We start from the raw sequence: 17541 nt of genomic DNA on the forward strand, positions 1-17541 counted from the left end.
GCCCGCGACAGGGCCCTAGCTGGATGAACCGGTTTCTGCCATCCCGCCACCCCCGGCGGTCACCACCTGCACCGACAGCCGCGGCGTCGCCAGGTCCAGCCCAGCCTCGTCCAGCTGCCGCTTCAGCGCCAGGTTGAATGCCCGCGACACTTCCCATTGCTTGATCGGCGCTGTCTTGAACCGCGCCCGCAAGATCGCCGACCCTGACTCGAAACTTTCCACCCCCTGCAACTCCAGCGGCGACCAGATGTTGCGGCGCATCAGCGGGTCGTTGCGCAGTTTCTGCCCCACCTCGCGAATCAGCGTGATGGCCTGGTCGATGTTCATGCTGTGCGGGATCGCGACGCGGAAGATCGCGTAGCCGAACTCGCGCGAGTAGTTCTTGATGCTCTTGATCTCGCTGAATGGGATGGTATGCACGATGCCGTCGATATCGCGCAGGCGCACGGTGCGAATGGTCAGCCCCTCCACCGTGCCAAGGTGGCCGCCCACATCCACATAGTCGTCTATGGCCAGCGAGTCCTCGATGATGATGAACAGCCCGGTGATCAGGTCGGCCACCAGCGACTGTGCGCCAAAACCGATGGCCAGGCCGATCACGCCGGCACCGGCCAGCAGCGGGGTGACGTTCATGCCCATGTTGGCCAGGGCGACGATTACCGCAATGATGAAAATGACCACGAACATCACGTTGCGGATCAACGGCATCATGGTTTGCGCGCGGGCATTGGCCAAGCCCCGGCGCGAGCGCACCAGGGCATGGTGCACGGCGGTGTCGGCGAGGATCCACACCAGCCAGGCGACGATCAGCGTCCCGGCCAGGCCCAGCAGGCGCACGCTGATGTCGTGGCCGTCGCCTTCGGCGAAGCTGATCATCGACAGGCCCCATACGCGCAAGCCTAGCTCGATGAACAGCAGCCAGATGAGCAGGTGCACCAGCAGGTAGCCGAAGTTGCGCAGGCGCTCGGCGTACACCGCCTGGCGTTTGCTGGCGCGCTTGGGGTTGGCTGCGTGGCGGCGTACCAGGCCGTTGAGCACCATGCACACCACCACCAGCACGGTGCACATCAGCGACTGGCGCAGCGCGGTGCTGGTGTCGCCGGCAGACACGAAGGTGGCAAACAGCGAGATCGCCACCAGGATCAGCGCCGGGATGAACCAGAAGCTGCCGAGAATCTCGATGGTGTCGCTGAGCGTGCGCCGCGTCAGGCGCCGCGACAACGGCTGGTTGCGGATCAGGTGGGCGATCGGACGGCGGAAGCGCAGGATGAACAACCCGGTGCACAGCGCGGCGATGACGTTGGCCAGGGTCGCGAGGGCGTGGGCAAGGTGGGTGCCGAGAGCCACCAGCATGCGCGGGTCGCTCATCGCCTCGCCAAATGCGGCGAAGCTGCCGATCAGCCACAGCGGGCGGAACGCCTGGTGGCGCAGGATGTGCAGGGCGCGATGGCGGTGCGGGCCATCGAGCAACGAGAAGGCGATGACACAGATGGCCGAGAAGCAGGTGCCGACCACCAGGGCGTAGGCCAGCACCATGGCCAGTGATTTACCCAGCGACGGTGGCAGTACGAAGCTCAGGTACACGGTGAACACCAGCGCTACCAGCCACGGGCCCAGCTTGCGCAAGGCAAAGCGCACCAGATCCCAGGTGCGCGGGTGCTGTGGCAATTCTTCGCTCAGGCCGAAGCGCAGGCGTATCCGGTGCCCGACCCAGTTGAAGGCATAGGCCAGCATGCTCCACACGGCAATCACTGCGGCAAAGCCGAACAGGATGGCCGGCCACTGGTGCACCGGTACCATCAGTTCGGTCAGTTCGGTTTGCGCCAGCTCGATTTCCGCGGCCCAGCGGTGGAACGGGCTGGCGTCGCCGCTGAACTGTTTCTCGAAGTCATGCAGGGCGCCGCCGATCAGGCCGAGCACGCCCTGTTCGACACTGGGTTGTGACTGTTTGGTGGCGTCGCGCAGCTTTTTCAGGTCCGCCAGCAGCTTGGCCCGTTGCTGGTCGTTTTCGAGGTTCTTGATCACCTCGTCCAGCGACTTGCCCAGCGGCTCGGTGGCCTCTGGTTGTGCGGGCGCACTACCGCCCAGCAGGCTCGGCAGGCCGGCCGCCTGGGTCGGTGGGATGAACAGCAACAGCAGCAGGAACAGGTAACGCAGGAGGGCAGGCACTGGCAAATCTACCTCAGGTCAAACGATTGACCGAGTGTAGAGGTTTACGTCGGCAGTTTCTCGAGGATCTTCCAGCAGGTGAGGCCAAAAATGCCCAAGGTGCCGATCCACATCATCAGTACCCCAATATTGCGTTCGCGCATGCTGAAGCCAATGGTCAGCAGCAACAGGAACAGGAACACCGGCACGAACAGCGACAGAAACGGGGACATGGACAGCAATCCTTTTGCAGTGGGGCCATGTAATAAGCATAGCCCTTTGCAAGCGAAGCGGGATTGACCTTGAGCAGGTTTGGCCTCTTCGCGGGCTGGCCCGCGAAGAGGCCGGCCTGGCTACATCAAGGCAGCTCGCGGCTACGGTAGAAGGCGGTCAGCACCTTCACCAGGTGCGCCAGGTCATGGCTGCCGCACAGCTCGCGAATGGAATGCATGGCAAAGGTCGGCAAGCCGATATCCACCGTGCGCACGCCCAGGTGGCTTGCCGTGATCGGCCCGATGGTCGAGCCACAGCCCATGTCGCTGCGCACCACAAAGCTTTGCACCGGCACTTCCTCGGCCATGCACAGGTGGCGGAAGAACCCGGCGGTTTCACTATTGGTGGCGTAGCGCTGGTTGTTGTTCACCTTGATCACCGGCCCCGCGTTGAGCTTGGGGCCGTGGTTGCCGTCGTGCTTGTCGGCGTAGTTGGGGTGCACCCCGTGGGCATTGTCGGCCGACACCATCAGCGAGCGCTGGATGGTACGCACGTAGGCGTCGCCGTCTGGCAGCAAGCGCTGCAAGGTCTGCTCCAGCATCGGGCCATCGGCACCGCAGGCCGAGCAGCTGCCGACTTCTTCGTGGTCGTTGCACACCAGCACGCAGGTTTCATGGCTATCGGCGGCCAGCAGCGCTTGCAGGCCGGCATAGCACGACAGCAGGTTGTCCAGGCGGGCGCCGGCGATGAAGTCACCGTTCAGGCCGATCAGGGCGGCACTCTGGGTGTCGTAGAAGCTCAGTTCGTAGTCCAGCACCACGTCGGCGATCAGTTCGTGTTCGCGGGCCAGTTGTTCGGTGAGCAGGGCGCGGAAGTCGACGCGTTCGTCACCAGCCACCTGGGCGAGGATGGGCGGCAATTCGTTCTGCGGATTGATCTGCCAGCCTTCGTTGGCGGTGCGGTTCAAGTGGATCGCCAGGTTGGGGATGATCGCGATCGGCAGCTTGAAGTCGATCAGCTGGCTTTCGACCTTGCCGTCACGGCGGTAGGTGACGCGCCCGGCCAGCGACAGATCGCGGTCGAACCACGGTGCCAGCAGGGCGCCGCCATAGACTTCCACCCCCAGTTGCAGGAAGCCATGGCGCTGCAGCTCGGGCTGCGGCTTGACCCGCAGGCACGGGCTGTCGGTGTGCGCGCCGACCATGCGAATACCGTTGAGCAGCGGGTCTTGCTTGCCCAACTGAATGGCGATGATCGAAGAATCGTTACGGGTGACGTAGTAGCGGCCGCCAAGCTCGGTGAGCCAGCTGTCGCGCTCGTCAAGGCGCTGGTAGCCGGCCGCCTCCAGGCGCTGGGCCAGGCTGGCGGTGGCGTGGAAGGGCGTTGGGGAGGCCTTGAGGAAGTCGATAAGGCCAGAATTCAGTGCGTCGCGCATAGCTCACTCCAGACAGCAGTGGCGCGAGTTTAACGCACAATGTCGACAATTTGTGTCGTGGCTATAGCCACTCCCACAGGTATTGCACAGCCCCTGAGAGCAGCGCGGTCCCTGTGGGAGTGGCTTCAGCCGAGAACACCGGCGGAGCCGGTGCCATGCACCATGTTGGATTCTTCGCGGGGCAAGCCCGCTCCCACAGTCCAACCCCGCAGGCTTGAGGCTGATGCAGTACCTGGGGAAACAACTGGCTTGCTCGATTTCTAGAATCTAGCGCGATCCCTGTGGGCTTGAGGCTGATGCAGTACCTGGAGAAACAACTGGCGTGCTCAATTTCTAGAATCTAGCGCAATTGGACTGTGGGAGCGGGCTTGTCCCGCGAACACGGGCGAAGCCCGTGCCATCCACCGTGTTGGATTCTTCGCGGGGCAAGCCCGCTCCCACAGGTACCCCGCAGGCTTGAGGCTGATGCAGTACCTGGAGAAACAACTGGCTTGCTCAATTTCTAGAATCTAGCGCAATTGGACTGTGGGAGCGGGCTTGTCCCGCGAACACGGGCGAAGCCCGTGCCATGCACCGTGTTGAATTCTTCGCGGGGCAAGCCCGCTCCCACAGGTACCCCCGCTGGCTTGAGGCTGATGCAGTACGTGGGGGAAACAACTGGCTTGCTCAGTTTCTATAATCAAGCGCAATCACTGTGGGGCTTTAGCCGCGAAGAGGCCGGTACCGACCCTGCAAGATCAGAACGGTGCCGGGCACTCGAACTTCAACCGCTCCCCGGACACTGGGTGGGTAAAGCTCAACATGGAGGCATGCAGGCACAGCCGCTCATGGGCAGCCAGCGCTTCGGGGTTGGCATACAGCCGGTCACCCAGCAGCGGGTGGCCGATCGACAGCATGTGCACGCGCAACTGGTGCGAGCGGCCGGTGATCGGCGTCAGCTCGACCCGGCAGTGATCCCCACAACGCTCGACGATCCGCCAGAAGGTCAGGGCATGCTTGCCCTGCTCATGGTCCACGACGTGTCGCGGTTTGGTGGGCGGGTCGTAACGCAGCGGCAAATCGATGCTGCCGCTGTCCAGTGTCGGCTGGCCCCAGCACAATGCGGTGTAGGCCTTTTCGGTCTCGCGGTCATGGAACTGGCGTGACAGTTCGCGGTGGCTGTCGGCATCGCGCGCCAGCAGGATGATGCCGGAGGTTTCCCAGTCCAGGCGGTGCACGATCAGTGCATCCGGGTAGCCGTTTTCCTGCAGGCGGGTGATCAGGCAGTCCTTGTTGTCCTCGGCGCGGCCAGGCACCGACAGCAGCAGGGTCGGTTTGTTGATCACCAGGATGGCGGCGTCTTCGAAGAGGATCTGGACATTCGACAGCGGCATTGCAGTTCTCACGAAAATAGCAGAAAACGCTGGGGCCGCTTTGCCCCCCTTTCGCAACACAAGGCCGCTCTCACAGGGTCATGAGTAACCCTTGTGGGAGCGGCCTTCTGTGGCGAAAGGGCTGCAAGGCAGCCCCGGCTTTTGGCGCGGATCAGCGATCCGGCAGGGTGATGTTCAGCTCCAGAATCGAGCAGCTGCCCTGGTTTTCCAGCTCGATATGCACGTCGTCATTGCCGATGTTCACATACTTGCGGATCACTTCCAGCAGCTCTTTCTGCAGTGCCGGCAGGTAGTCCGGCTCGCTGCGCTGGCCGCGCTCGTGCGCCACGATGATCTGTAGACGCTCTTTCGCTACCGACGCGCTGGTCTGTTTCTGCCTGCCACGAAAGAAGTCAAAAAGGTTCATGGTTTATTTGCTCCCGAAAATGCGCTCGAAGAATCCTTTCTTCTGTACATCGATGAAGCGCATTGGCTTCTCTTTGCCCAGCAGGCGATCGACGGCGTCGCTGTAGGCCTGCCCGGCGTCGCTCTGGTCATCGAGGATGACCGGGATACCCTGGTTGGACGCCTTGAGCACAGCCTGGGACTCCGGAATGACGCCTTTGAGCTTGATCGACAGGATTTCTTCGACGTCGGCGACGCTGAGCATCTCGCCCTTCACCACGCGCTCGGGATGGTAGCGGGTGATCAGCAGGTGTTCCTTGATCGGCTCTTCGCCGTTCTCGGAGCGGCGCGATTTGCTCGACAGGATACCCAGCATGCGGTCGGAGTCACGTACCGAAGACACCTCCGGGTTGGTCACGACAATCGCTTCATCGGCGAAGTACATCGCCAGGTGCGCGCCTTTTTCGATACCGGCCGGGGAGTCGCAGATGACGTACTCGAAGTCCTTTTTCAGGTCCATCAGTACTTTTTCCACGCCTTCCTGGGTCAGCGCGTCCTTGTCACGGGTCTGGCTGGCGGCCAGCACGTACAGGTTCTCGAGGCGCTTGTCCTTGATCAGGGCCTGCTGCAGGTTGGCTTCGCCGTTGACCACGTTGACGAAGTCATACACCACGCGGCGCTCGCAGCCCATGATCAGGTCGAGGTTACGCAAGCCCACGTCGAAGTCGACGATGACGGTCTTGTGGCCGCGCAGTGCGAGGCCGGTACCAATGGCGGCGCTGGTGGTGGTCTTGCCCACACCCCCCTTGCCGGAAGTAACCACGAGAATCTTGGCCAAGGTGTTTCACCCCTAAAATAGTCGGGACACGGGTCCCTGCAAATAACTGAAATAGCTTAAATAACGGCAACAGTGAAAAAGTTGCTCTAAAAATGCTGGCAAGTATCCGTTAAAGACGGGTGATGTTCAACACGTCACCAGACAGGCTGACTTGCACGCCGGTCCCCCACAGCGGGTCGCGGCGCAGGTCTTCGCAGACCTTGTACTGGCCGGCGATGGAAACCATTTCGGCGGTCATCTGCTGGCAGAAGATACGCGCCTTGGTATTGCCCTTGATGCCGGCCAGGGCGCGGCCGCGCATGGGGCCGTACACATGGATGTTGCCATCGGCGAGAAGTTCCGCACCCGGGCTGACCGAGGCGGTAACGATCAGGTCGCCACCCTGGGCGTAGATTTGCTGGCCACCCCGTACCGGCGCGGTAATGATGCGGGTCGGGCGAACTTCGGGTTCGGCGGCCGGGGCTGGCGCCGGTGCCGGTTGCGGTTTGCGCACCACTTCGGGTTCAGGCTCCAGCGGTCGCTCACGGGCGCCGGACGGTGGCAGCACCGGCAGGTCGATGGCGATGGCGGCGGCGATGTCCTCGATGCGGTTGGCGCGGATGGCCAGGGTACGCAGGCCGTGGTGGCGGCAGATCCGCATCAAGCCGGGCAGGTCGATTGCCCCTTCGTCGGCCGGCAACTTGTCCAGCGCCAGCACCAGCGGCGTGTTGCTGAAAAAGTTAGGTGCCTGGGCGACTTTGGCCGCCAGCTGGCGGTCGAGGGCTTCAAGGTCATTGCGCGCCAGTTCCAGTACCGTGATGGCGAGCATGCTGCCCTTGAGCTGGAACACGGAGGCGGTGTCGGGTGTGTGGTTTGGGCTCATGGTCTGCATAGACGGCTTGTTGCGAAAAAAGTGCCCTGACTTATAACGAGAACACCGGTTGCCCGCAACATGCACTGATCCGTTGTAGAATGCGCGGCCTTTGTCTTTCCGGATGCTTCAATGGAACGCCCGCGTTTTCGTCGCTATTACCTTCATCCCAGGTTCTGGGGCCTGTGGCTGGGCCTGGGCCTGCTGTGGCTGGTGGTCCAGCTGCCGTACCGGGTGCTGTTGAAAATCGGTGCCGCGCTGGGCGCGCTGATGTATCACTTCGCCGGCGAGCGGCGGCGCATCGCCGCGCGCAATCTCGAACTGTGCTTCCCGGAGCTGTCGATCGACGAACGGCAGCGTTTGCTCAAGGCCAACTTTGCCTCCACCGGCATCGCCTTCTTCGAAATGGCCATGAGCTGGTGGTGGCCCAAGGCCAGGCTGGCGCGCCTGGCCCACATCGAAGGGCTGGAGCACCTGCAGGCCGCCCAGCAGGCGGGGCAGGGCGCGATCCTCATGGCGGTGCATTTCACCACCCTGGAAATCGGCGCCGCGCTGCTTGGCCAGCAGCACACCATCGACGGCATGTACCGCGAGCACGGTAACGCGCTGTTCGACTTCATCCAGCGCAGCGGCCGCGAACGCCATAACCTTGATTCGCTGGCGGTGGAGCGCGAGGACGTGCGTGGCATGCTCAAGCTGCTGCGCTCTGGTCGGGCGATCTGGTACGCACCGGACCAGGACTACGGCGCCAAGCAGAGCATCTTCGTACCGTTGTTCGGCATCCCGGCGGCGACGGTCACCGCTACCACCAAGTTTGCCCGGCTGGGCAAGGCGCAGGTGATTCCGTTCACCCAGAAGCGCCTGGAGGATGGCAGCGGCTATCGTCTGGTCATCCACCCGCCGCTGGCGGATTTCCCCGGCGAGAGCGAAGAAGCTGACTGCCTGCGCATCAACCAGTGGGTCGAACGTGTGTTGCGCGAGTGCCCCGAGCAGTACCTGTGGGCGCACCGCCGGTTCAAGTCGCGGCCCGAAGGGGCGCCGCGGCTGTATGACAAGAAAAAGCGCTGAACCCTGTGTCAGCCGGTCTGGCTGCTTCGCGGGTAAACCCGCTGTCACAGGATTACCACGGGTTCTGAATGTTGCGGGGCCCGTGGTAGCGGATGGGCCCGCGAAGCGGTCGGGCATGTAGGCACCTCAACCCCAGGAAGGACGCCATGGCACCACCCCCGGTAACCGGTCTTATCCTTTCTGGCGGTGGTGCCCGCGCCGCCTATCAGGTCGGCGTGCTGGCCGGCATCGCCGAGCTGCTGCCCGCGGGCGCCCGCAACCCGTTTCCGGTCATCGTCGGCACCTCCGCCGGGGCCATCAACGCCGTAACCCTGGCCAGCGGCGCCAGCCAGTTCAACCAGACCGTGCAACGGCTTACGGCCTTCTGGCAGAACTTTAGCAGCCACCTTGTGATCCGTAGCGACTGGCCAGGGGTGGTGCGTCAGGCCAGCCGCTTCGTCAGCCACAACCTGCTCGGCCTGGGCGGCCAGGCACCGGTGGCCTTGCTCGACAGCAGCCCGTTGCGCGGTTTGCTGGAGGCGCACCTGAACCTGGATGGCATCGCCCGTTCCCTGGCGGCCGACCAGTTGCGCGCCGTAGCGGTGACCGCTTTCGGTTACGAGTCTGGCCAGGCGGTAACTTTCTACCAAGGCCGCGGCACCATCGAAGCCTGGTTGCGCCACCGTCGCATCGGCGTGCCCACCGCGTTGACCATCGACCACCTGCTGGCCAGCGCGGCGATCCCGCTGTTGTTCGCCCCGGTACAGTTGGGCGACGAGTATTACGGTGACGGTGCGGTCCGCCAGTCGGCACCGATCAGCCCGGCCCTGCACCTGGGCGCCAGCCGGGTGCTGGTGGTCGGCGTCAGCGGCAACCCGCAGCGGCCGGCGCCACCGTTGCCCACCCAGCGCGTGTTCAGCGGGCAGCAACCGAGCCTGGCGCAGATTGGTGGGCACATGCTCAACAGCACTTTCATCGATAGCCTGGAAGATGACATCGAGCTATTGCAGCGGCTCAATCACCTCAGCCGGCTGTTGCCGGCGCACCTGGATGCACGGCGCCTGGGCCTGGCGCCGATCGAGGTGCTGGTGGTTGCGCCCAGCCAGCCGCTGGACGAGATTGCCGCGCGGCACCGGCGCGAGTTGCCGGCAGCGCTGCGCCTGTTCCTGCGTGGGCCGGGGGCAACGCGTACCAGCGGGGCGGGGGTGTTGAGCTATTTGCTTTTCGAGGCAAGTTATTGCAGCGAACTGATCGACCTGGGGCGGCGGGACGCTTTGGCGAAGAAGCGCGAGTTGTGCCAATTCCTGGGGGTTTGATGCCGCCGGTTCCGGCCTCAACTCCAGCAAGCCAAACCCCCAGGCCGAAGCAGGTTTACTCGGCTATCTGCAACTTGCGCGCCTGGGTGTACACGTACCGCACCTTCTCGTACTCGAACGGCGAGTTCAGCTGGCCGTAGCGGAAGTTGGTGGTGTAGCGCTTGTCCACCACGCGCAGGGCGAAGATCTCCGGGTGGTCGGTGCTGGCTTCTGCCACGTTCAGGTAGTTGACCGCCTGCTCACCCGCATAGTCCACCACCAACCCGGTGGTATCACGCAGGTTCGATGGCCCCAGCACCGGCAGCATCAGGTACGGGCCGTTCGGCACGCCGTAAAAGCCCAGGGTCTGGCCAAAGTCTTCGCTCTGCCGTGGCAGGCCCATGCTGGTCGCCGGATCCCACAGCCCACCCACCCCGATGATGGTGTTGAACATCAGCCGTGCGGTGATCTCTGCCGAGCGCTTGGCCTTCAACTGCAACACACTGTTGAACAGGTTCGGCACATCGCCAAGGTTGTTGAAGAAGTTGCTCACCCCGGTGCGCACGAAGCGCGGTGTTACGTACTGGTAGCCGCTTACCAGCGGCAGCAGCACCCACTGGTCCAGCCGGTAGTTGAAGTGGTAGATGCGCCGGTTGATCGACTCCAGCGGGTCGTACACGTTCAGCGCCTCCAGGGTGGAGCGCTCGAACTCGCGCTGGTCCAGCCCCGGGTTGAATTTGAGCTCGCGCAGCGGGTCGATGAACCCATCGGCTTCAGGCACCAGCGGGGCGGTGCCGACCACCTGCGGGTCGGCTTCGACAACGCTTGCCCGTGGGGCGGTTTCGGCGGCCAGGGCGTGGCCGGCGGCAAGCAGGGCAGTGGCGAAGAGGAGTTTGTTAACCACGGAAGAACTCCAGCATGGCGTCACTGTTGACGCGGTAGTTGAGGTTGCCGCAATGGCCGCCATGGGGGTAAAGCGTCAGGCGGTCACCGAACACCTTGCGCAGGAAACCGATATCGCCAGGGCCGAGGATGACGTCGTCGGCGTTGTGCATCACGGCGATCTTGTCGCTGCTGCGCAGGTAGTCCTCCAAGGCATACAGGCTCACCTGGTTGACCAGTTGCAGGATGCTGTTGCCGTCAGTGCGGGCGCGCCACATCGGGATCACCTGCTCGGTCATGTAGCAGTCGAAGTCGCACTGCAGGGCGCGCTTGAAGAACGGCGTGAGGCTGCTGCCCTCGGTGATCGGGAACTTCGGCGGAATGATCAGGCCGCGGCGGTTGATCAGGTCGGATGTAAAGGCGATGTCGGCCGCCGAAAAGCGGAACGAGGTGCCGATGAGCATGGCCATCTGTTCATTGGACAGGTGCTGCCTGGACTGCTGGAAGTCGTACAGCAAGGCGTCATTGAGGTCGATGTAGCCCTTGTCCTGGAAGTAGCGGGTGAGCTTTTCCAGCATCAGCTCGTAGAAGGTGGTGCTGCGGTCGATGCCCTTGACCTGGGTTTGTACCAATTTGTCGAGGTTGTTGATCGAGGTGTAAAGGTTGACCGGCGGGTTCAGCAGCAGCACGCGCTTGAAGTTGAAGCTGCGGCGGGTTTCGTCCAGGTGGCTGACGAAGGCGGCATCAAGCGCACCCAGGCTGTAGCCGGTGAGGTAGAAATCACTGACCGGCAGGCGGGGGTGCTGGGCACGCACGGCCTGCATGACCCGGTACATGTCTTCGGCGTCTTCCTGGCTGATGCCGGGGGTGGCGAAGCGCGAGGCGGCGCTCATGAAGTCGTAGCTGGTGGGCGACGACAGTTGCACCACGTGGAAGCCGGCCTGGTAGAACAGCTTCTTCAGGTATTCGTTGATGGTGCTGGTGTAGGGGGCACCGGTGCCGGCGATGATGAAGATCAGCGGCGCCTCACGGTCCTGGCGGGCCAGGCGGTACTTGAGCTTCTTCACTGCCCAGAAGTTGTCGGGCAGGGTGAACTCGCGCTCCGGGCGCAGGTTCAGGCTGTAGTCGGACTGGTTGATTTCGTCGTCGCCGGGCAGGGTCGGGCGTTGCTCGGGCGGCGTGGTGGCGATGGTCGCCTCGAACGGGTTGGTCAAGGGGTAGCCGTAGCTTGCCGCGTCGATATCCCGCGCAGAAGCGGCCACAGCCATGAGCAGGCTGCCGAGCAGGGCAGCGAGGCGCAAAGATCGAAGCATGTAATCCCCCAAAAGAACGCAAGGTCGAGCAGTGTGCAGGCTAGGACCACAGCCGACCGGGCAAAGTTGCCAGTCGCGGTGGCCTTTGGTGTGCTTGTTATCTGCAACATAGCTGCAGGGTTGTGATTTTGCCTTACAACAGCCCATAAGCGATCATGGATGCTTTCGATTACCGCTATTGGAGAACAGGATGTCTCGTTCGCTGCCGGTTGCACTGCTGGTGCTGTTTGTCGGGCTGTGGCTCGCGGCCAGTTATGGCGTGCGTTATGGGCTGATGGAAGACGGGCAGTGGGTAGGGTTGTGCACGTCGCCGGCGGCCTATTGGCAGTGCGAGGTGCGCTCGCTGTTGGGGCTGGGCATTCACCACCAGGTGCTGGCCTGGGGTGGGCTGGGCCTGGCGCTGCTGGCGCAGGTGGCTCCCGGCCGCGCTAGCTGGTGGCTGGCGGTGCTGGCCCTGGTGTTCGCGGTGCCGGCGCTGGTGCTGTACACCGCCAGCATTGCAGTGTTTGCGCTGGTGCTGGCGGGGTTGCGGTTGGTCAGGTGACCCATGGCGAATCTGATAGGGGCCTTGAAAGTTCACACGATCTCCGCTCAAGATCCCTCAATCGCATCAAGGCTGATAGGTGTTGGCCACAAAGTATGCAGCGCCTATGAGATCGAGCGCCGCCCGCGCGGCGCTCGATCTCACAGGCGCTGAAGATGCCATGGCGAGCACCTGGCAACCCTGATCCCATTGCCAGGAACCATAGAATCCCCCACAGAAAGCGCTGCACACACCTGCGATGGGGCGCATAGCGGCCCCCGGATCTCAAACCTTGCGCATCCGCAAACTCCGCCACAACGCAGCCGTCATCAGCACACTCACCACCGCCCAGCCCCAGGCCTGCCGGTTCTCCAGCCCTTCGACAAACAATTGCGGCGCCACCCCGGCCCCGACGATAAACGCCAGCAACGCCACCTCCGCCCGCCGTGCGCGCACCGGCCACAGCACATAGACCAGCGCCGGCAATGCCAGCGCTGCGCTGGGGAAGCTGCGGTAACGCGGGTCGAACACCATGGCCAGCATGCTTACCGCTGCGGCGAAGCCCGCCGCCAGCAGCAGCCAGCCAGCCCGTGCCTGTAGCCAGGCGAACAGCCGCTCACGCCAGCCCGCCCGGCGCGCCAGCGCCAACAGGGCATGCGCCAGCACCAGCAGGTTCAACCCGGCCAGCGCCAGCGCCCACAGCCATTCCCCGGCAAAACGCGCATGGGTACGCATCAATTCGCCCCACAAGCCCAGGCAACCTGCGCCAAACGCTGCCAGCAACGGCAGCAGCACAGCCGCCAGCGGTGTGGCAGGGCGCCCGGCCAGCACCAGCATGACGAGCATCAGCAGGGCACTGGCCAGCAACCACTGCGGCCAGTAGTGCAGGTTGCTCACCGGCCCTTCGAGCACGCCCTTGTCCTGCCGGTCGGCGTCATACAGCCCCCAGTAGCCCCCCACCGCGCCCTCATTGGCACGTTTCCATGGCTGGTCGAACGCCTCGATCAGGTTGTAGTGCCAGCCGTTGCGCTCGGCCATGGCCACGAAGCCCCGAATGAAGCGTGCCTCATTGACCCGGCTGGGCACCGCTGTCTCGCGCTGGCGGCCTTCGCTGGGCCAGCCGGTCTCGCCGATCAGGATGTCCTTGGGCGCAAAGCGCGTGCCGAACACCTGGCGTACATCGGCGACATGCGCCAGGGCATCGTCGATGCCGCGTGGGTCGTCTTCCCAGTAGGGCAGCAGGTGGATGGTCAGGAAGTCCACCGCCGGGGCTATCTGCGGGTGTTGCAGCCAGAACTCCCAGACATCCGCGTAGGTCACCGGCACCTTTACCTGGCTTTTCACCCGGGCGATAAGTTTGGCCAGATGTGCACCGGTAACTTCCTTGCGTAGCAGGGTCTCGTTGCCGACGATCACCGCGCTGACAACATCGGGGTTGGCGTTGGCAGCAGCGATCAGCAGGTCGATCTCTCTGTCGGTATCGGCCGGGTGGCTGTTCACCCAGGCCCCAAGCATCACCTTCAGGCCATGCTTGCGCGCCAGCGCCGGAATGGCCTCAAGACCGCTCATGGAATAGGTACGTATGCACTGGAATCGCTCGGCGAGCAGCGCCAGGTCGGCGTCCATGCGTTGCGGGCGCAGGCGAAACGGCTGGTCGTAGGGTGACTGGTCCTTGTCGAACGGGGTGTACGAGGCGCACTGCAACTTGTGCGTGGGGCTGGCCGCGTCGGGCAGGTGTACCGGCTTGCCAAGCCCGTACCAGAGCGCCCCCAGGCCGAGCAGGGCCAACAGGCAGGCAAGCAGGTACAACGGCAGCAGCAGGCGGGCAGAACTGGGCATCGGGCGGTCCATCGTCAGGCGCAAAAGGGTAGATAGTAGCCCGGCGCCAAAGCTTTGGCATGCAAGGATCACGTAGACCGCTGTAGGCCGATGGCGCTAATGGCACAGTGCTGTCGCATATGGGGCGGGTACAGGTCGCAGCTGGATCAGGTCGCCCGGTGTTGCAGGAAGATGATGCAATCTCCAAGACCTGACGAGGGGATGCTTTGATGGCAACTTTGAAAAAAATGCGACGTTTCCTGGGTGTAGGTACCGCCCTGGTACTGGCAATGAGCGCAGCACAGGCAATGGCCAAGGAAGTCAGCATCGGTTACGTGGATGGTTGGGCCGATAGCGTGGCGACCACCAACGTGGCCGCCGAAGTGATCAAGCAGAAACTCGGCTACGACGTGAAGCTTCAGGCCGTGGCCACCGGGATCATGTGGCAGGGCGTGGCCACCGGCAAGCTCGATGCCATGTTGTCGGCCTGGTTGCCGGTGACCCATGGCGAGTACTGGACCAAGAACAAGGACAACGTGGTCGACTACGGCGCCAACTTCAAGGATGCCAAGATCGGCCTTATCGTCCCCGAGTACGTCAAGGCGGCGAGCATCGCCGACCTCAAGACCGACACCAGCTTCAAGCAGAAGATCGTCGGCATCGACGCAGGCTCGGGCGTAATGCTCAAGACTGACCAGGCGATCAAGGACTACGACCTGACCGGTTACAAGTTGCAGGCAAGTTCGGGTGCGGCAATGACCGCAGAACTGGGCCGTGCCTATGCCAAGCAGCAGTCGATTGCGGTGACCGGCTGGGTGCCGCACTGGATGTTCGCCAAGTGGAAGCTGAAGTTCCTCGAAGACCCGAAAGGGGTGTATGGCGCGGCGGAAACCGTAAACAGCATCGGCAGCAAGGAACTGGCGACCAAGGCGCCGGAAGTGGCCGAGTTCCTGAAGAAGTTCAGCTGGCAGTCGAAGGACGAGATCGGTGAAGTGATGTTGGCGATCCAGGAAGGCGCCAAGCCTGACGCGGCAGCCAAGGACTGGGTGGCCAAGCACCCTGATCGCGTGAAGGAGTGGACTGGCAAGTAACTGAGGGCGTTTGCCGTTGGTTTTTTAGCGCCAGTTGGATCGAGCGCCGCCCGCGCGGCGCTCGTTTTATGCCCGACCGCTAAACCGAAGCCGGTCCCTTTCCCGCCCTGGCCCAATCTTTTCTTTGTTACGCAATCGGTAAAACACCGTTGCATCTAAGACTAAGGTCGTCTGGTTGGCGTTCATCGGCAGCATAAAGTAAGGGTGTGGGTTCCATCCCCTACCTGTGCTGCTAGGACAAAAACAATGAACGACAGCATTTACCTCTCGATACAAAACAGCCCCCGCTTCAAGGAGCTGGTCAGCAAACGCGAACGCTTCGCCTGGATCCTCTCGGCGATCATGCTCGGCCTGTACTGCGCTTTCATCCTCCTTATCGCCTACGGTCCTCAAGTGCTCGGCGCCAAGCTCAGCCCTGAGTCATCGATCACCTGGGGTATCCCCCTGGGCGTCGGTCTGATCGTTTCGGCATTCGTCCTGACCGCCATCTACGTGCGCCGCGCCAACGGCGAATTCGATGAGCTGAACAAGGCCATCCTGAAGGAGGCGCAACAATGATCCGCCACGCCAAAGCCCTGGCCGTCCTGGCCTGCGGAGCCTTTGCACCCGCCGTGTGGGCCGCCGATGCCCTGACCGGCGAGGTGCAGAAACAACCGCTGAACGTTTCCGCCATCGCCATGTTCGTGGCCTTCGTCGCCTTTACCCTCGGCATCACCTACTGGGCCTCCAAGCGCAACAAGTCGGCATCGGACTACTACGCTGCCGGTGGCAAGATCACCGGCTTCCAGAACGGCCTGGCAATTGCCGGCGACTACATGTCGGCCGCCTCGTTCCTGGGCATTTCCGCACTGGTGTTCACCTCTGGCTACGACGGCCTGATCTACTCGATCGGCTTCCTGGTGGGCTGGCCGATCATTCTGTTCCTGATCGCCGAACGCCTGCGCAACCTGGGCAAGTACACCTTTGCCGACGTTGCCTCGTACCGCCTCGGGCAAAAGCAAATCCGCACCCTGTCGGCCTCCGGTTCGTTGGTGGTGGTGGCGTTCTACCTGATCGCGCAGATGGTCGGTGCCGGCAAGCTGATCGAGCTGCTGTTCGGCCTGGATTACCACGTGGCGGTGATCCTGGTGGGTATCCTGATGTGCCTGTACGTGCTGTTCGGCGGCATGCTGGCCACCACTTGGGTACAGATCATCAAGGCGGTACTGCTGCTGTCGGGTGCCAGCTTCATGGCGCTGATGGTGATGAAGCACGTCGGCTTCGACTTCAACACCCTGTTCTCCGAAGCGATCAAGGTACACGCCAAGGGCGAAGCGATCATGAGCCCGGGCGGCCTGGTCAAGGACCCGATCTCGGCCTTCTCGCTGGGCCTGGCGCTGATGTTCGGCACAGCCGGCCTGCCGCACATCCTGATGCGCTTCTTCACCGTCAGTGACGCCAAGGAAGCGCGCAAGAGCGTGCTGTACGCCACCGGCTTCATCGGCTACTTCTACATCCTCACCTTCATCATCGGCTTTGGCGCCATCTTGCTGGTCAGCACCAACCCGGCCTTCAAGGACGCCGCCGGTGCCCTGCTGGGTGGCAACAACATGGCGGCGGTGCACCTGGCCAATGCGGTGGGTGGCAGCGTGTTCCTCGGCTTCATCTCGGCTGTGGCCTTCGCCACCATCCTGGCGGTGGTTGCCGGCCTGACCCTGGCCGGTGCTTCGGCGGTGTCCCACGACCTTTACGCCAGTGTCTGGCGTAAAGGCAAGGCCAACGACAAGGACGAGATCCGCGTGTCGAAGATCACCACCGTCGCCCTTGGCGTGCTGGCGATCGGCCTGGGTATCCTGTTCGAGAAGCAGAACATCGCCTTCATGGTCGGCCTGGCGTTCTCCATTGCCGCCAGCTGCAACTTCCCGGTCCTGCTGCTTTCGATGTACTGGAAGAAACTGACCACCCGCGGCGCCATGATCGGCGGCTGGCTGGGCCTGGTGAGTGCGGTAACGCTGATGATCCTCGGCCCGACCATCTGGGTGCAGATTCTCGGCCACGAGAAACCGATCTACCCGTACGAGTACCCGGCACTGTTCTCGATGGCGATTGCCTTCGTCAGCATCTGGTTCTTCTCGATTACCGACAAGTCCACCGCAGCGGATGACGAGCGTGCGAAGTTCTTCCCGCAGTTCGTGCGTTCGCAAACTGGCCTGGGTGCCAGCGGGGCGGTTTCCCACTGATCCAGTAGCCTTGATGCGCTGAAACGCACAACGCCCCGCCAGCCGGGGCGTTGTGCTTTCCGGGGCCGGCCCGGCAATACTGGCAAACTGCATCCCTTGGGAAATTTCCTAA

The 17541-nt window shown here is 63.1% G+C and carries 16 protein-coding genes; 6 read left to right on the forward strand and 10 right to left on the reverse strand.

The annotated features are described in order from the left end of the window. Positions 1-15: 15 nt before the first annotated feature. The 7 genes from OO258_RS15650 to minC all read right to left on the reverse strand — a co-directional run bounded on the left by OO258_RS15650 (position 16) and on the right by minC (position 7262). Positions 16-2169: a mechanosensitive ion channel family protein gene (locus tag OO258_RS15650; RefSeq protein ID WP_110745627.1), complete on the reverse strand. Its 2154-nt coding sequence runs from the start codon at positions 2167-2169 to the stop codon at positions 16-18. A gap of 44 nt (positions 2170-2213) precedes the next feature. After that, a complete protein-coding gene (locus OO258_RS15655) occupies positions 2214-2381 on the reverse strand; it encodes a hypothetical protein (protein ID WP_012271002.1) in 168 nt (55 codons plus the stop codon). A 125-nt stretch (positions 2382-2506) separates the two neighbouring features. Then, positions 2507-3796, reverse strand: coding sequence for a M18 family aminopeptidase (locus OO258_RS15660; RefSeq protein WP_266031416.1), 1290 nt, complete (start codon positions 3794-3796; stop codon positions 2507-2509). Positions 3797-4533: 737 nt separating this feature from the next. Next, positions 4534-5169: an RluA family pseudouridine synthase gene (locus OO258_RS15665; protein ID WP_266031418.1), complete on the reverse strand. Its 636-nt coding sequence runs from the start codon at positions 5167-5169 to the stop codon at positions 4534-4536. Positions 5170-5320: 151 nt separating this feature from the next. Beyond that, on the reverse strand, positions 5321-5575 hold the full coding sequence (gene minE / locus OO258_RS15670) for a cell division topological specificity factor MinE (protein WP_003252572.1): 255 nt from the start codon (positions 5573-5575) through the stop codon (positions 5321-5323). A gap of 3 nt (positions 5576-5578) precedes the next feature. Then, positions 5579-6391 carry a septum site-determining protein MinD gene (gene minD, locus OO258_RS15675; RefSeq protein WP_003252574.1) on the reverse strand — a complete coding sequence of 271 codons (813 nt, stop codon included), beginning with the start codon at positions 6389-6391 and terminating at the stop codon, positions 5579-5581. 109 nt (positions 6392-6500) lie between these two features. Further along, positions 6501-7262, reverse strand: coding sequence for a septum site-determining protein MinC (minC, locus tag OO258_RS15680; RefSeq protein WP_110745583.1), 762 nt, complete (start codon positions 7260-7262; stop codon positions 6501-6503). A gap of 111 nt (positions 7263-7373) precedes the next feature. On the opposite strand from minC, the gene OO258_RS15685 reads away from it, so the two are divergent. Continuing rightward, positions 7374-8309, forward strand: a complete 936-nt coding sequence (locus OO258_RS15685) for a lipid A biosynthesis lauroyl acyltransferase (protein ID WP_266031420.1) — start codon at positions 7374-7376, stop codon at positions 8307-8309. A gap of 146 nt (positions 8310-8455) precedes the next feature. Continuing rightward, positions 8456-9604 carry a patatin-like phospholipase family protein gene (locus OO258_RS15690; RefSeq protein WP_266031422.1) on the forward strand — a complete coding sequence of 383 codons (1149 nt, stop codon included), beginning with the start codon at positions 8456-8458 and terminating at the stop codon, positions 9602-9604. A gap of 55 nt (positions 9605-9659) precedes the next feature. Here the strand turns inward: OO258_RS15690 and OO258_RS15695 are convergent, their stop codons facing one another. Together OO258_RS15695 and OO258_RS15700 are read right to left on the reverse strand one after the other, a co-directional pair. Continuing rightward, positions 9660-10487: a VacJ family lipoprotein gene (locus OO258_RS15695; RefSeq protein WP_266031424.1), complete on the reverse strand. Its 828-nt coding sequence runs from the start codon at positions 10485-10487 to the stop codon at positions 9660-9662. Next, positions 10480-11778, reverse strand: a complete 1299-nt coding sequence (locus OO258_RS15700) for a serine/threonine protein kinase (RefSeq protein ID WP_266031425.1) — start codon at positions 11776-11778, stop codon at positions 10480-10482. Before OO258_RS15700 ends, OO258_RS15695 begins: the two co-directional genes overlap by 8 nt. Positions 11779-11968: 190 nt before the next feature. On the opposite strand from OO258_RS15700, the gene OO258_RS15705 reads away from it, so the two are divergent. Next, entirely contained in the window at positions 11969-12322 is a 354-nt protein-coding gene (locus OO258_RS15705) for a hypothetical protein (protein ID WP_266031427.1), read from the forward strand. A 264-nt stretch (positions 12323-12586) separates the two neighbouring features. Here OO258_RS15705 and OO258_RS15710 read toward each other — a convergent pair whose 3' ends face one another. After that, on the reverse strand, positions 12587-14152 hold the full coding sequence (locus OO258_RS15710) for a beta (1-6) glucans synthase (RefSeq protein ID WP_266031429.1): 1566 nt from the start codon (positions 14150-14152) through the stop codon (positions 12587-12589). 197 nt (positions 14153-14349) lie between these two features. Between OO258_RS15710 and OO258_RS15715 the strand changes: the two genes are divergently transcribed. The 3 genes from OO258_RS15715 to OO258_RS15725 all read left to right on the forward strand — a co-directional run bounded on the left by OO258_RS15715 (position 14350) and on the right by OO258_RS15725 (position 17429). Then, a complete protein-coding gene (locus OO258_RS15715; protein ID WP_110745576.1) occupies positions 14350-15210 on the forward strand; it encodes a glycine betaine ABC transporter substrate-binding protein in 861 nt (286 codons plus the stop codon). A 246-nt stretch (positions 15211-15456) separates the two neighbouring features. Then, positions 15457-15768 (forward strand): DUF485 domain-containing protein, encoded by a 312-nt coding sequence (locus tag OO258_RS15720; RefSeq protein ID WP_110745575.1) that lies wholly within the window; start codon positions 15457-15459, stop codon positions 15766-15768. Continuing rightward, complete coding sequence (locus OO258_RS15725) at positions 15765-17429, forward strand: cation acetate symporter (RefSeq protein ID WP_110745574.1); 1665 nt, start codon at positions 15765-15767, stop codon at positions 17427-17429. The genes OO258_RS15720 and OO258_RS15725 overlap by 4 nt, the downstream gene beginning before the upstream one ends. Positions 17430-17541: the final 112 nt, after the last annotated feature.

Origin of the sequence: Pseudomonas sp. DCB_BI (genome assembly GCF_026240995.1) — a bacterium.
Classification (GTDB): Bacteria; Pseudomonadota; Gammaproteobacteria; order Pseudomonadales; family Pseudomonadaceae; genus Aquipseudomonas.

Bases quoted from the DNA above. Each gene is read 5' to 3' on its own strand.
- OO258_RS15700 (WP_266031425.1), bottom strand. From the start codon at position 11,778: ATGCTTCGATCTTTGCGCCTCGCTGCCCTGCTCGGCAGCCTGCTCATG.
- OO258_RS15660 (WP_266031416.1), bottom strand. From the start codon at position 3,796: ATGCGCGACGCACTGAATTCTGGCCTTATCGACTTCCTCAAGGCCTCC.
- OO258_RS15690 (WP_266031422.1), top strand. From the start codon at position 8,456: ATGGCACCACCCCCGGTAACCGGTCTTATCCTTTCTGGCGGTGGTGCC.
- minE (WP_003252572.1), bottom strand. From the start codon at position 5,575: ATGAACCTTTTTGACTTCTTTCGTGGCAGGCAGAAACAGACCAGCGCG.
- minC (WP_110745583.1), bottom strand. From the start codon at position 7,262: ATGCAGACCATGAGCCCAAACCACACACCCGACACCGCCTCCGTGTTC.
- OO258_RS15715 (WP_110745576.1), top strand. From the start codon at position 14,350: ATGGCAACTTTGAAAAAAATGCGACGTTTCCTGGGTGTAGGTACCGCC.
- OO258_RS15725 (WP_110745574.1), top strand. From the start codon at position 15,765: ATGATCCGCCACGCCAAAGCCCTGGCCGTCCTGGCCTGCGGAGCCTTT.
- OO258_RS15665 (WP_266031418.1), bottom strand. From the start codon at position 5,169: ATGCCGCTGTCGAATGTCCAGATCCTCTTCGAAGACGCCGCCATCCTG.
- OO258_RS15655 (WP_012271002.1), bottom strand. From the start codon at position 2,381: ATGTCCCCGTTTCTGTCGCTGTTCGTGCCGGTGTTCCTGTTCCTGTTG.
- OO258_RS15685 (WP_266031420.1), top strand. From the start codon at position 7,374: ATGGAACGCCCGCGTTTTCGTCGCTATTACCTTCATCCCAGGTTCTGG.
- OO258_RS15705 (WP_266031427.1), top strand. From the start codon at position 11,969: ATGTCTCGTTCGCTGCCGGTTGCACTGCTGGTGCTGTTTGTCGGGCTG.
- OO258_RS15720 (WP_110745575.1), top strand. From the start codon at position 15,457: ATGAACGACAGCATTTACCTCTCGATACAAAACAGCCCCCGCTTCAAG.
- OO258_RS15710 (WP_266031429.1), bottom strand. From the start codon at position 14,152: ATGGACCGCCCGATGCCCAGTTCTGCCCGCCTGCTGCTGCCGTTGTAC.